Genomic DNA, 13597 nt, shown 5'->3' with positions numbered 1-13597 from the left:
TGCGCGCCAACTGCGTTAACACGCACGCAACTTCACGGACTCGGTTCCGATATACGGACACGCGAGGCTGAACAGCGTACGGCCGTGCGGGTGCCGTAAGCGGGCCGGAACCCTTGTGAGGGTCCCGGCCCGCTGCCGTGCGTGCGGGGCGCCGCTCAGCCCGTGAGCCCCAGGGAGCGCTTCAGGAAGTCCACCTGGAGGAGCAGCAGATTCTCCGCGACCTGTTCCTGCGGGGTCATGTGCGTGACCCCCGACAGCGGCAGCACCTCGTGCGGCCGGCCGGCGGCGAGCAGTGCGGAGGACAGCCGCAGGGCGTGCGCGACGACCACGTTGTCGTCGGCGAGCCCGTGCACGATCATCAGCGGCCGGTGCGGCTCGGCGGGGGAGGACAGCCCCTCGTCCGTGACCAGGGAACTCCTGACGTACGCCGCCGGATGTGCGGCCGGGTCGCCGAGGTACCGCTCGGTGTAGTGGGTGTCGTACAGCCGCCAGTCCGTCACCGGTGCTCCGGCGATCCCGGCGTGGAAGACGTCGGGCCGGCGCAGCACGGCCAGCGCGGCGAGGTAGCCGCCGTAGGACCACCCGCGGATCGCCACCCGCGAGAGGTCGAGGGGGTGGGACTTCGCCAGGTCTTCGAGGGCCTCGACCTGATCGTCCAGGGACAGCGTGAAGTCGTGGTGGACGGCCTTCTCCCAGGCGGGGGAGCGGCCAGGCGTACCCCGGCCGTCGGCGACGACCACCGCGAAACCCTGGTCGGCGAACCACTGGGAGGTCAGCTGGGAATTGTGCGCGGCCAGGACCCGGGGACCGTGAGGCCCGCCGTACGGATCCATGAGCACGGGCAGCGGGCCGTCACCGGCGTAGTCCCGGGGCATAAGCACGGCGCACGGGATACGGCGTGCGCCCCCGTGGGTCAGGGTCACCCTGGGGGACATACCGGGATCTTCGGCGTACGACAGGACGGTCGCGGTCGGTTTCCCGTCACGCAGGACCCGCACTCGCGAACCTGGCCGATCCGGTGTCGCGGACACCAGTACCGTGACGTCCCCGGCCCGCACCGCCGAGTGCACACCGGGCTCCTGCGACACCCGCTCGACACCCAGTTCGTTCACCCGGTACACGTGCACCTCGCCGATCTCCGGCTCGGCCGCCTCCTCGCCCGCCGAGGCCGAGACCAGCACGTCGTCGTCGGACACGTCGAGCACGGCCCGGATGTGCAACTGCGGCCCGGTGAGCGGCCGTTCGCCCACCGCGAGCCGCCGCGCGCCCCCCTCGTCCGTGATCCGCACCAGCTGCCCGGAGGGGCTCCAGCACGGAACTCCGGGGAAAAGATCAAGCCAAGTCGGATCTTCGTCGGCATGCACCATCCTGGTCGCCCCGGAGTCGGCATCCACGGCCAGGATCAACTGGCTGCGCTGATCGCGCGCCTGTACGAGCAGCAGCGGGGCACCCGCCTCCGACCAGTGCACTCGCGCGAGATACGGGTACCGTGCGCGGTCCCAGGAGACCTCCGTACGCACCCCGTCGAGCCCGATCACGAACAGCCGTACGTCGGCGTTCGCGGTCCCCGCGGCGGGGTAGGCGACGCGGCTCGGCTCACGCTCCGGCTGCGCCGGATCGGAGATCCACCACCGCTTCACCGGCGTGTCGTCCACGCGCGCCACGAGCAACCGGTCCGACTCCGGGGACCACCAGAAGCCCCGCGAGCGCCCCATCTCCTCGGCGGCGATGAACTCGGCCATGCCGTAGGTGACGTGGTCGCCGTCGGGCGTGGCGAGTGCGCGGTCGTCCGCCCCCTCGGCGCCGACGACCCGCAGGGCGCCGCCGACGACGTAGGCGACATGCCGTCCGTCGGGGGAGGGCCGAGGGTCGATCACCGGCCCGGCGACGGGCAGTTCACGTGCGGTACCGGCTCGCAGCTCGGCCGCGAAAAGCCGCCCTGACAAGGCGAAAGAGGCCAACTCGACGGCCGCGTCGGTGGCGTAGGAGACGATGCCGGCCCCACCCTCGCGACTGCGCTCACGCCGCGCCCGCTCCTCGGGGGAGAGGTGTTCCTCGGTGCCGCCGAGGAGGGCGCGCGGGTCGGCCGCGACGCGCTCCGTGCCCTCCCCTGTGTCGAGGACCCACAGCGAGTTCGCCCGGTCCGTACCGGAACCGGAGCGCAGGAACACGACACGGGAGCCGTCGGGCGCCACGGTGAACGAACGCGGCGCGCCGAGCGTGAAGCGCTGGGTACGGGCGTGCCGTCGGGGGAAGGAGTCGGTCTCGGTCGTCATGCCCTGACCATATTGGCCATGCGCCCCCTTGTGCGGCCGTGCGCCGATCGATGCGCACGTACGAATAGTTATGATCGCTAGCGCATAGTGGGTATCAACCTGCTGGCCTACAAGTGGATTTATCTGTGTCGACAACTGCATCGATGGCTGTGTCGATGACTGCGTCGACTTGTCTGCCCCCCGCCTTGGACCCTTGGAGGTGAGCCGCCGTGGCACTCTCGATTTCGGCGGTGGTGCTGCTGGCGATCATCGTCTTCCTGCTGATCAAGAAGTCGGGCCTGAAAGCCGGCCACGCGATCGTCTGCATGCTCCTCGGCTTCTACCTCGCATCGTCCACCGTCGCTCCGACGATCAACGAGCTGACGACGAACATCGCGGGCATGATCGGCAGCATCAAGTTCTGAGGTGAGCCAGCAGTCCGCCGCGCCACCAGGGCGACGGCGGGGGAGTGGTCACCTCGTAGGCTGGGCCCATGACGGAACTGCCCGCTCGGCGTCTGCTGCTGGTGCATGCGCACCCGGACGACGAGTCGATCAACAACGGTGTGACCATGGCCCGCTATGCCGCCGAGGGTGTTCATGTGACGCTGGTCACCTGCACGCTCGGTGAGCGGGGTGAGGTCATCCCGCCCGAGCTGGCCCACCTCAGCGGTGCCGCCCTCGGGCAGCACCGTTTCCGCGAGCTGAGCGAGGCCATGCGTGCCCTCGGGGTCGAGGACTTCCGGCTGCTCGGCGGCGCCGGGCGGTACAGCGACTCCGGGATGATGGGGCTGCCCGACAACGACGACCCCGGCTGCTTCTGGCAGGCCGACGTCGATCAGGCCGCCGGCCTGCTTGCCGACGTCATCCGGGACGTCCGCCCGCAGGTTCTCGTCACCTACGACGACAACGGCGGATACGGCCACCCCGACCACATCCAGGCGCACCGCGTCGCCATGCGGGGCGTCGAACTCGCCGCCGACACCGGGTACAGCATCCCCAAGGTCTACTGGAACCGCGTGCCCCGCTCCGTCGCCGAGCAGGCCTTCGCCCGGCTCCAGGGCGACCTGCCCGGCCTGCCCTTCGACAAGGCGGCCACCATCGACGACGTACCCGGCGTCGTCAACGACGACCGGATCACCGCCGCCGTCGAGGGCACCGGGCACGCCGCTGCCGCCAAGGCCGCCGCGATGCGCGCCCACGCCACCCAGATCACCGTGGCCGAGCCGTACTTCGTCCTCTCCAACGAGCTCGCGCAGCCCCTCTTCACCACCGAGTACTACGAGTTGGTACGGGGCGAGCGTCCTGACGCGTCCGAAACGAGGGAGAGCGACCTGTTCGCCGGGATCGGGGAGGCATCATGAGCGGCGACCGTACGCCCCTGCTCGCGCAGCCGCTGCGTCCGCCGTCCGTCACGCGGATCGCCGCGTATCTGGGGCTGTTCGTGCTCGGCGCCGTCGTCGGCGTCGCCGGGGCGCTCGTGCAGCCGGGGTGGTTCCCGGGCGGGCTGCTGCTCGCCCTCGCTGCCGAGGCGGGGCTGTGCCTGGGGGCCGCCCGTGCCCTGCGCGGCCGTGCCGCTGCCGCCGCTGCCGCCGGTGGCTGGATGCTCGCCGTCATCCTGCTCACCACCAGCCGTCCGGAGGGCGACTTCCTGTTCGCCGCGGGCAGCGGCTCGTATCTCTTCCTGCTCGGCGGCATCGGTGTTGCTGTGATCTGCGCCACGCTCGCCCCGGGGCGGCAACCTCACGACGGTCCCGCCCGACTTGGCAAGTGACGTACCACTTCGCCGGGTGATGGCAGTGCGGGTCCGGTGTGGTTTTCCCCAGCGGTCCTGGGATACGCGCCGGACGTGGACAGTATGGTGGTGCGCGCCGCCGAGCCTCCCCCAAGCCCTCGGCTTCGCCCGAGTTGGGGGGACCCCCACCGTGAGGTCGTGACGGGCGGCGGAGCCAACCGGGAGAACCTGCCTTGAGTCGTGAAACTGACACTCCGTCCTCCGGGCCCAACGGGCACGGCGGAGCCGCGTACCCGTCGGGCACCCCGCCCTACGGGACCCCGACGGTTCCGGACGAGGGCACGGGCGCGGGCGGCCGTGCGGCCGCGCGCCCGGAGGACCGCAAGACCGAGACCACGCTGACGACGCGGATCCGGATCAACATCCCCGGATCGCGGCCCATCCCGCCGGTCGTCGTGCGCAAGCCCGTCACGGACGCCAAGGGCAAGGCCGGCACCGACACCGCGACCCCCACGCCGGGTTCCGGTGCGTCAGCCCGCAACGGCACGGCCCCCGCCGAGCCCGGTCGGCCCGCACAGCCCGCCGCACCGTCGGGTCAGTCCGGTCAGTCCGGTCAGCCCGGTCAGTCCACGCAGCCGTCCGCCGGTGCCTCGTCCTCGGCCGGGCAGCAGACGGCCGAGGAGAAGTCGACCAGCGACTGGTTCGCGCCCCGCAAGTCCGCGGCCGCCAAGGCCGGTACGGGTGGTTCCTCCGCCAATGCCGGGAATGCGCCGAGCGGTTCGGGTGCAGGAGCGGCCGGCTCCGCGGCACCGGGCGCCCCCGGCCCCGCCGGTGCGCCAGGCAGTGCACGTCCCGGCGGCGGACGTCCCGGCGGCGTGGTCGGTGCCATGAACGTGCCCGGCGGCTCCCGGCCGGGCGGCGGCACGAACGGTTCCGCACCCGGCACCGGCACCGGCGCGGGCACCCGTCCCGGCTCCGGACTCCCCGGCGCGACCGGCGGACCCGTGGCCCCGGGGCACGGCGGCGGCACCGGTTCCTTCGACGTCACCGAGGCGCTGACCGGCGGCACTCGCGGCGGTAGCGAGCCCCGGCGCGACGACCTGCCGTACTTCACCGAGGACGGCACGGGCAGCGGACGCGGCGACCAGAAGGGCCACGGCGGCCAGAGCGGCACCGACGGCCGCCCCGGGCAGCCGGGACAGCAGCCGGACCGGCCCGGCTACGGCGGTCGGACACCCGCCGGACCCACCTCCGGCCCGGTCACCGGCCAGGGCCCGGTGATCCCGCCGGCCGGTCTCCCCGAGCCCCCGCCCCAGTCCGGCGCTACCGGGACCGGGAACCCGGGTGCCCCGGGCGCCGGCCTCAGCGACGACACCGCGATCCTCACCCCGCAGGCGCCCGCCCCGGAGGGCACTCCCGGCTACCCCCGGCACGACAACGTCTCCGGGCACACCGTCACCAGCGGCATCCCGGTCGTCCCGCCGGGCGCGGCCTTCGGCGCGGGCGGCGGCGCCCCCACCGACGGCCCCCTCCCGCACACGCCCCCCAAGCTGCCCGAGCCGGTCTCCCCGCCCCCGGCGAGCTCCTCGAAGCCGCCGAAGAAGAAGGGGCGCAACAAGCTCGCCCTGGTCGGCGGCGGCGTGTTCGCCCTCGCCGGTGTCGCCTACGGCGCCGGTCTGCTGATGAACCACTCCGACGTTCCCAAGGGCACCACCGTCCTCGGTGCCGACATCGGCGGCGGCACCCGCGACGAGGCCGTCAAGAAGCTCAACGACGCCCTCGCCGAACGCCTCAACAAGCCGCTCAAGCTCCAGGTCGCCGGCAAGACCGTCGAACTGCAGCCGGACAACGCCGGACTCCAGCTCGACACCGACGCCACCGTCGACGCCGCCGCGGGGAGCGACTACAACCCGGTCTCCGTGATCGGCTCCCTCTTCGGCAACCAGCGCGTCGTCGACCCGGTCATCCCCGTCGACGAGGAGAAGCTGCACGCCGCGCTCGAGGACGTCGCCGGTGACGCGGGTTCGATGACCGAGGGCACGATCAAGTTCGTGTCGGGCAAGGCCGTCCCCGTCTACGGCAAGGCCGGCCAGGGCATCGACGTCGACAAGTCGACCGAGGCGGTGGAGGAGGCGTACCGCACCCAGGTGGAGACCGGCACGTCCGCCCCGGTACCGGTCGCCACCACCACCCGGCAGCCCACGGTGTCCAAGGCCGAGGTCGACCGGATGATGAAGGAGTTCGCCGAGCCGGCGATGTCGGCCAACGTGACCGTGCAGGCGGACGGGGCACAGCCCGTGCCGATGAGCCCGCAGAAGTCCCTGTGGAAGTTCCTCAGGGTGACGGCGGTCGACGGCAAGCTGGTCGAGAAGCCGGACCTGAACGCCCTGAAGCAGCTCTACGGCGGGGCGTTCGACGGCGTGCTCATCACCCGCGCCAACGGCGAGAAGACGCCCGTCACGCCCGAGGACGTCTACGGCGCTCTCCGCCAGGCACTGAAGAGCAAGACCGACCGGGTGGCGGTCATCGAGACCGACCCCAGCTGATCCGGACCGACCGGGGGCGTGACATGACGTGCGTCATCCCCCGGACCGGAGTACCGCACCGAGGAGCCTGGGCGGCGTCGGCGGCACCGCCATGGGCAACGCCGAACCGGCCGAGTCCAACCGGCGGCAGGAACAGAACGGAGGCGGTGAGGACGGCTCGGGAGAAGGGCCGGCTTGGAAACTGCGCCAGGGGCAGCCGGCCAAGGGGCGCGGGACTTTATCCATATGCGGCTCCGCCGCGTGGGCGCGACCAGCCACAACGCACCCGCAGCCAACCACGACAAGCAGCCCCTGGGGCGCTCAGTTCAACATCGCCCGCGCCGCATGAGCCTGCCCCCGAACCCTCACCGCCGCCGCCTCGTCCACCGCAGCCACCACCTCCGCATACGCCTCCAACTCAGCGGCCCCCTCCAGAAACTCCCCCCGCTGCACCAGCAACTGCGCCCGCTCATACCTCAACCGCGCGGGATGCGAAGGCAGCAGCAGCGAGAGATCCACCGCCCACATCGCCACCTCCGACCGCTCCGGCCGCGCCGCCGCCCACGCGCGCACGTTGTTCAGGATCCGCAGCACGACATCCAGCGGATCCGCCGGCCGCAACATCGACGCATCCAGCGGCGCCCCTGTCGCCCCCACCACCAGCAACTCCGCATCCGCCCCGGTCAGCACCCGGCCCCCGTCGAAGGGATCGGCCAGCACCTGCTGCTCCGCCTCCCCGAAGCCGACCACGAAGTGCCCCGGCAGGGCGACCCCGTACACCGGCGCCCCCGCCCGCCGGGCGACCTCCATCCACACCACCGACAGCAGGATCGGCAGCCCACGCCTGCGCCGCAGCACCTCGTGCAGCAGCGAGGACTCCAGCCGCCGGTAGTCGCCCGGGGTGCCGTGGAAGCCGCACCGCTCACCCAGCAGATCCCGCAGCGCCTGCGCCCACGCGAGAGGCGTACCGGGCCGGTACGGCAGCAGCCCGGCCAGCCGGTCCAGTTCGATCTCCGCGGCGTCCATGCCCGCCTCGTCCAGCGTCCCGTCCGCCTCCGCGCCCACCAGCAGGCACAGCGTGGACAGATCGGGCCGCTCGCAGCGGGCTTCCTCGGCGAACCGCCGCCGCAGTTCGGCGGAGCGCTCGGGCGGTGGGGGATGGGGGGAACGCATGCCCCGTTCGTGCCCTGTCACGGCGATCCGCTACCGGCCGGAGCCGACGATTCCGCGGACGGCGCCGTGCCGGCCAGGGGCTCCCGGTAATGGTGATACGCGTGATGCGCCATGAAGCCCATCCGCTCGTACATCGCCCGCGCGCCCCCGTTGTCCTCCTCGACCTGGAGCCAGGCCGCCGACGCCCCCTCCGCGAGCGCCTGCCGTGCCAGCGCGGCCATCACCGCGGTCGCCAGCCCCTGCCGCCTGCGCTCCGGATCCACCTCGACCGCCGCGAACCCGGCCCACCGCCCGTCCACGACACACCGGCCGATGGCCGCCGGGACCCCGGCGTCCCCCGGCACGGTCGCGAACCACACCGACGGCCCTCCCCCGAGCACCTGCAATGCGACCCGACTCACGCCCTTGCGCCGATACCGCGCCAGCCACGCCTCGCCGGCCTCCCGCGACAGCACGACCCCGGACGGCTCCGGACCCAGATCGGCGAGGGGCGCGAGCCCCCCGATCCACAACTCGGCGGTCACCTCACGCACCCACCCCCGCCGCTCCAGCTCCGCGCACAGCAGCTCCTGCGTGCCCTCGGCGCCGGTCGCCGTCTGGAGGTACGCGGGCAGCCCGCGCTCGCCGTACCAGCGCCGCACGGCGTCCAGCGCGGCGTCCAGGGGCATCCCGGGGTCGCCGAGCGGCAGCACCGAGTTGGCCCGCCGTGTGAACCCCTCGGCGGCGCGCAGCTCCCACTCGCCCAGCCGCTCGCTCTCCACGGGCCGCCAGGCCCGCGCCGCGACCCGCGCCAGCTCCTCGTAGGACGCCGCAGGACCTCGTCGACGCGCCGGTGCGGCCGGCACGACCTTGCCCGCGACCAGTGCGGACTCCGCGATGTGGACGCTTTCCCCGCTCTTTCGTGTGATACGCAGCACACCCTGGTCCCATGATGTGAGAACGCCGACCGTGTCGGTGAACTTCTCACCCGAGGGACCATGTTCGATCAAGCTCCGTACGGAGACCCGTTTTCCCACGTCAGCAGCGGTGATACGGACCTCCAGGCGCCCGGCGGCAGAGATTTCCACAGGTCGGTTCACCCCTCCTGTTCGGATCATGCCCAGGAACGGAGATACTAGGGGCGGGCATCGACGACGCCGCGCTCCCGCGCGCCAGGCGGCGGAGCCTGAGGAGGCCCGCCAGCGCCCTATCGAGGAGGAACGACAGCGTGACCTACGTCATCGCGCAGCCTTGTGTCGACGTGAAGGACAAGGCGTGCATCGAGGAGTGCCCGGTCGACTGCATCTACGAGGGCCAGCGGTCCTTGTACATCCACCCGGACGAATGCGTCGACTGCGGGGCCTGTGAGCCGGTCTGCCCGGTCGAGGCGATCTTCTACGAGGACGACACTCCGGAGGAGTGGAAGGACTACTACAAGGCGAACGTCGAGTTCTTCGACGAGCTCGGCTCGCCCGGCGGCGCCAGCAAGCTGGGTCTGATCGAGCGGGACCACCCGCTGATCGCCGCGCTGCCACCGCAGGCCTGAGTCCGAGCCGGCCGCCGGCGGCCCGGCCCGTAGACCTGCCGCCTCGGTCCCGTACGGCCCGATCCGCCCGATCGCCGCGCGGGACCGAGGCGTTTGCCGAACTGGGCGCCGTAGCAGAAAGAGAGTCAGCACCCGTGTCCGCAGTCTCCGACCGGCTGCCCACCTTCCCCTGGGACAAGCTGGAGCCCTACAAGAAGACGGCCGCCGCGCATCCCGACGGCATCGTCGACCTGTCCGTCGGCACGCCCGTCGACCCGGTCCCCGAGTCGATCCAGAAGGCCCTGATCGCCGCGGCGGACTCCCCCGGCTACCCCACGGTCTGGGGCACGCCGGAGCTGCGTGACGCGATCACCCGCTGGGTGGAGCGCCGGCTCGGCGCCCGCGAGGTCACCCACCGCCACGTCCTGCCGATCGTCGGCTCCAAGGAACTGGTCGCCTGGCTTCCCACCCAGCTGGGCCTCGGCCCGGGCGACAAGGTGGCCTACCCGCGCCTGGCCTACCCGACGTACGAGGTCGGCGCCCGCCTGGCCCGCGCCGACCACGAGGCCTACGACGACCCGACCGACCTGGACCCGGCGAACCTCAAGCTGCTCTGGCTCAACTCCCCGTCCAACCCCACGGGCCGGGTGCTGTCCAAGGAGGAGCTGACGAGGATCGTCGCCTGGGCGCGTGAGCACGGTGTCCTGGTCTTCTCCGACGAGTGCTACATCGAGCTGGGCTGGGAGGCCGACCCGGTCTCGGTCCTCCACCCCGACGTCAACGGCGGCTCCTACGACGGCCTCGTCTCCGTCCACTCCCTGTCCAAGCGCTCCAACCTCGCCGGCTACCGCGCCGCGTTCCTCGCCGGCGATCCGGCGGTGCTCGGCCCGCTGCTGGAGATCCGCAAGCACGGCGGCATGATGACGTCGGCGCCGACCCAGGCGGCCGTGGTGGCGGCGCTCGGCGACGACACCCACGTCCACGCCCAGCGCGAGCGCTACGCGGCCCGCCGCACGGCCCTCCGCGAGGCCCTCCTGAACCACGGCTTCCGCATCGAGCACAGCGAGGCCAGCCTCTACCTGTGGGCCACGAGAGACGAGTCCTGCTGGGACACGGTCGCCCACCTGTCCGAGCTGGGCATCCTGGTAGCCCCGGGCGACTTCTACGGCTCAGCAGGCGAGAAGTTCGTCCGAGTGGCCCTGACGGCAACGGACGAACGGGTAGCGGCAGCGGTGCACCGCTTGCGGTGACCGCCCGCCCTTACCGCCTGACCGCCGTGGGCAGTCGTTCCGCAACGGGTGGGCACGGCCACCAACGCCGGGTGCCCGGCGAACAAACGCCCACTGCACCGACGTAGGCACACGCACACACGAAAAGCGGGGCCTGGGGAGCACCCCAGACCCCGCTTCTCCGTCCAGACCCGGCGTCAGCCGACGGGGAGCCCCTTGACCGGCAGGTCCTTCGTCGAGACGCCACCCTTCGTCAGCGACCCGGTCGGCAGCGCACCGCCCTTCGCCGCCGTACCGGCCGTGTCACCGAGGACCTCCCCGGCCGACCCGGCCGTGTCGCCGGCCGCCTTCTGCGCCACCGGCGCGGTCTTCTTGACGGCCTTGCCGCCGGCCTTGCCCGCGGCCGGCACCGCCTTCTTGACCGCCTTGCCGCCGGTGTCACCCGCGGTCTCGGTGACGCTCTGCGCCGCGCCGTCCACGGTGTTGCCGACGTTCGCCCCGTCCAGGGCGGTCAGCCCGCCGAGGTTCGGGTTGGCCGGCAGCTCGGGAGCCGCGCTGGCGGAACCGGCCGCACCGACCCCGGCAGCCGCTCCCGCAGCGACGAGCAGTGCGGCACGGGCGATCCGACGGGTCAGGGGGAGGGACATGGTGCTCCTTCGACGGGAGAGAACGGTGAAGTGTGCAGACCGGCCCGTGAGTTGATCGACTGGCTGTTGATCTCCGGGCTCGGACGCAGTGACTACCGCTCGAAGCCCGGGAAGGTTGCGGCGCAGCGACGTAAAGAGTTGGCAATGCGTCGCATTATCGGCTGTGGATAAAGACGGGCAAAGGGTGTCTTCGCGGAGGGTTTGCGGAATCGCTTCAGCCGCTTGTTTTCAAGGCTTCCCGGGCCCCTGTACGGGCGGACACGAATACCTGCGCACCCCGTCAGCCGTGCACGACGCCGCTTAACTCCTGCGAGTGAGCCGCCGCACTACTGCCCGGTCGTGATCCGGACCGCCCCCGCGCCGTCGCCCGCGTCCGCGGAAGCCTTCCCGTCGATCGCCCGCCACTGGCTGTGGGTGTTCCCGGCGACCCACTCGCGGCCCGCGTACGACACCCGCTCGATGTGCAGCTCGGAGGCATTGGCCACGGCCCAGTGCGCCAGCTGCCAGCCCCGTGGCCCCGCCTTCCGCCCGGCGGCACCCGCGGTGTCCTCACCGGTGACCGGCAGCGTCACCGTCCCGGGCTCGGAGTCCACCGGCGTACTCGCGGAGGGTGCCGGCGTCCTGGCGGCGCCCACCTCCGCACCGGCCGGCTCCAGCACGTCCCGGCCGAAGTCCCGCACCAGCGCGGCCCGCACCGCGTCCGCGCCCGCCGCCCGGGTCGCCGCGGGACGGCCCGCACACGTCAGGGTGGCCGCCGAGCGTCCGGTGAGGGCGGCGGCCAGCAGGGAGGCGTCCGGCTCGTGCTTGGCGTACGCCTGCGGGAAACCGCTGCGCTGCACCTCCTGCGCGGCGACGGTCAGCGGCAGCCGCGTGTAGCCCGGGACCTTCACGAGGTGCTCGTAGAACTTCCCCGCCGCGTACGCCGGGTCCATGATCTCCTCCGGCGTGCCCCAGCCCTGCGAGGGGCGCTGCTGGAACAGGCCCAGGGAGTCCCGGTCGCCGTAGTCGATGTTGCGCAGCGTCGATTCCTGCAGCGCGGTGGCCAGCGCGATCGTCACCGCACGCTCAGGAAGATCACGCGCGGTCCCCACGGCGGTGATCGTCGCCGCGTTCACCGCCTGCTCGGGCGTGAACTCGTACGTCTCGCCGTCGCCGTCGGCGGAGACGACCTTGCAGCCCGGTCCGCCCGCGCCCCCGGTGACGTACTGCACCACGAGGTATCCGGCGACCGCGAGCAGGACCACGAAGGCCGCCCCGAAGCGGAAGAGGCGGCCACGACGCTTGGAAGGAAGGGACGACTCTGGCACGCGTACAAGGTACTGGAGAGTACGGGGGCTCGTGTGCCGGGTGTGGACAGTGGGCCGGGACCCCGGCGGGTTAGGGTCGACGGCATGGCCGACACCCCGCTTGACCTCACGCTGGACGCCGCGCGCCTGACCGCGCAGCTCGTCGACTTCCCCTCCGTGAGCGGCACCGAGAAGCCGCTCGCGGACGCGATCGAGACCGCGCTGCGCGCCCTGCCGCACCTCACGGTCGACCGCTACGGCAACAACGTCGTCGCCCGTACGAACCTGGGGCGCGCGGAGCGTGTGATCCTCGCCGGCCACATCGACACGGTCCCCATCGCGGACAACGTGCCCTCCCGGCTCGACGGCGACGGGGTGCTGTGGGGCTGCGGCACCTGCGACATGAAGGCGGGCGTCGCCGTCCAGCTGCGGATCGCGGCCACGGTCCCGGCCCCGAACCGGGACCTGACCTTCGTCTTCTACGACAACGAGGAGGTCGCCGCGGAGCTCAACGGCCTCAAGCACGTGTCCGAGGCCCACCCCGAGTGGCTGGAGGGCGACTTCGCGGTGCTCCTCGAACCCTCCGACGGGCAGGTGGAGGGCGGCTGCCAGGGCACGCTCCGGGTACTGCTGAAGACCAGCGGCGAGCGCGCCCACTCCGCACGCGGCTGGATGGGCTCCAACGCGATCCACGCCGCCGCCCCGATCCTGGCCCGCCTCGCCTCCTACCAACCCCGCTACCCGGTGATCGACGGCCTCGAATACCGGGAGGGCCTCAACGCGGTCGCCATCTCCGGGGGCGTGGCCGGCAACGTCATCCCCGACGAGTGCGTGGTCACCGTCAACTTCCGCTACGCCCCGGACCGCACTCCGGAGGAGGCCGTGGCCCACGTCCGCGAGGTGTTCGCCGACTGCGGGGTGACCGAGTTCGTCGTCGACGACCACAGCGGCGGCGCGCTGCCCGGCCTGTCCCATCCGGCCGCGGCGGCCTTCATCGAGGCGGTGGGCGGCACACCCCAGCCCAAGTACGGCTGGACGGACGTCTCCCGCTTCTCCGCGCTGGGCGTCCCCGCGGTCAACTACGGGCCCGGGAACCCGCACTTGGCCCACAAGCGGGACGAGCGCGTCGACACCGCGAAGATCCTGGCGGGGGAGGAGCGGCTGCGGTCCTGGCTGACGACGTGAGGGGGCCGGCGCTCCCGGACGTTTAGGCCGGCGTTCTGCGGACATGCTGACGTCCCCCG

Annotated in this window: 12 protein-coding genes; 7 read left to right on the top strand and 5 right to left on the bottom strand. The window is 72.3% G+C overall.

The features are described from left to right. Window positions 1–155 precede the first annotated feature (155 nt). The gene (locus tag AB0412_RS29900; RefSeq protein ID WP_366405710.1) at window positions 156–2276 is read right to left on the bottom strand and encodes a prolyl oligopeptidase family serine peptidase; all 2121 of its coding nucleotides are present in this window, start codon (window positions 2274–2276) and stop codon (window positions 156–158) included. Between the two features lie 209 nt (window positions 2277–2485). Between AB0412_RS29900 and AB0412_RS29895 the strand changes: the two genes are divergently transcribed. The 4 genes from AB0412_RS29895 (at window position 2486) to AB0412_RS29880 (ending at window position 6535) form a co-directional block, all read left to right on the top strand. Continuing rightward, the gene (locus AB0412_RS29895) at window positions 2486–2680 is read left to right on the top strand and encodes a hypothetical protein (RefSeq protein WP_030842840.1); all 195 of its coding nucleotides are present in this window, start codon (window positions 2486–2488) and stop codon (window positions 2678–2680) included. Window positions 2681–2748: 68 nt separating this feature from the next. Then, a complete protein-coding gene (gene mshB, locus AB0412_RS29890; protein WP_366405709.1) occupies window positions 2749–3618 on the top strand; it encodes an N-acetyl-1-D-myo-inositol-2-amino-2-deoxy-alpha-D-glucopyranoside deacetylase in 870 nt (289 codons plus the stop codon). Further along, window positions 3615–4028: a DUF6113 family protein gene (locus AB0412_RS29885; RefSeq protein WP_366405708.1), complete on the top strand. Its 414-nt coding sequence runs from the start codon at window positions 3615–3617 to the stop codon at window positions 4026–4028. Before mshB ends, AB0412_RS29885 begins: the two co-directional genes overlap by 4 nt. A 194-nt stretch (window positions 4029–4222) precedes the next feature. Then, window positions 4223–6535 (top strand): hypothetical protein, encoded by a 2313-nt coding sequence (locus AB0412_RS29880; RefSeq protein ID WP_366405707.1) that lies wholly within the window; start codon window positions 4223–4225, stop codon window positions 6533–6535. Between the two features lie 300 nt (window positions 6536–6835). Here the strand turns inward: AB0412_RS29880 and AB0412_RS29875 are convergent, their stop codons facing one another. Further along, the gene (locus AB0412_RS29875; RefSeq protein ID WP_366405706.1) at window positions 6836–7687 is read right to left on the bottom strand and encodes a transglutaminase-like domain-containing protein; all 852 of its coding nucleotides are present in this window, start codon (window positions 7685–7687) and stop codon (window positions 6836–6838) included. 17 nt (window positions 7688–7704) lie between these two features. Continuing rightward, window positions 7705–8754 carry a GNAT family N-acetyltransferase gene (locus AB0412_RS29870; RefSeq protein ID WP_366405705.1) on the bottom strand — a complete coding sequence of 350 codons (1050 nt, stop codon included), beginning with the start codon at window positions 8752–8754 and terminating at the stop codon, window positions 7705–7707. Between the two features lie 140 nt (window positions 8755–8894). Between AB0412_RS29870 and fdxA the strand changes: the two genes are divergently transcribed. Together fdxA and AB0412_RS29860 are read left to right on the top strand one after the other, a co-directional pair. Beyond that, a complete protein-coding gene (fdxA, locus tag AB0412_RS29865; protein ID WP_167994178.1) occupies window positions 8895–9212 on the top strand; it encodes a ferredoxin in 318 nt (105 codons plus the stop codon). A 134-nt stretch (window positions 9213–9346) separates the two neighbouring features. After that, window positions 9347–10441, top strand: coding sequence for a bifunctional succinyldiaminopimelate transaminase/glutamate-prephenate aminotransferase (locus AB0412_RS29860; protein WP_366405704.1), 1095 nt, complete (start codon window positions 9347–9349; stop codon window positions 10439–10441). A 176-nt stretch (window positions 10442–10617) separates the two neighbouring features. On the opposite strand, the gene AB0412_RS29855 is transcribed toward AB0412_RS29860, so the two are convergent. After that, complete coding sequence (locus AB0412_RS29855) at window positions 10618–11067, bottom strand: ATP-binding protein (protein WP_366405703.1); 450 nt, start codon at window positions 11065–11067, stop codon at window positions 10618–10620. 326 nt (window positions 11068–11393) lie between these two features. Continuing rightward, a complete protein-coding gene (locus tag AB0412_RS29850) occupies window positions 11394–12374 on the bottom strand; it encodes a heavy metal transporter (RefSeq protein WP_366405702.1) in 981 nt (326 codons plus the stop codon). A gap of 84 nt (window positions 12375–12458) precedes the next feature. Between AB0412_RS29850 and dapE the strand changes: the two genes are divergently transcribed. Beyond that, window positions 12459–13538, top strand: a complete 1080-nt coding sequence (gene dapE, locus AB0412_RS29845) for a succinyl-diaminopimelate desuccinylase (protein WP_366405701.1) — start codon at window positions 12459–12461, stop codon at window positions 13536–13538. The last annotated feature ends 59 nt before the right edge of the window (window positions 13539–13597 follow it).

Source organism: Streptomyces sp. NPDC052012 (genome assembly GCF_040689265.1).
Taxonomy (GTDB): Bacteria; Actinomycetota; Actinomycetes; order Streptomycetales; family Streptomycetaceae; genus Streptomyces.
Note: the sequence above shows the minus strand (reverse complement) of the source record. Positions and strands in the feature narration are given on the sequence as shown.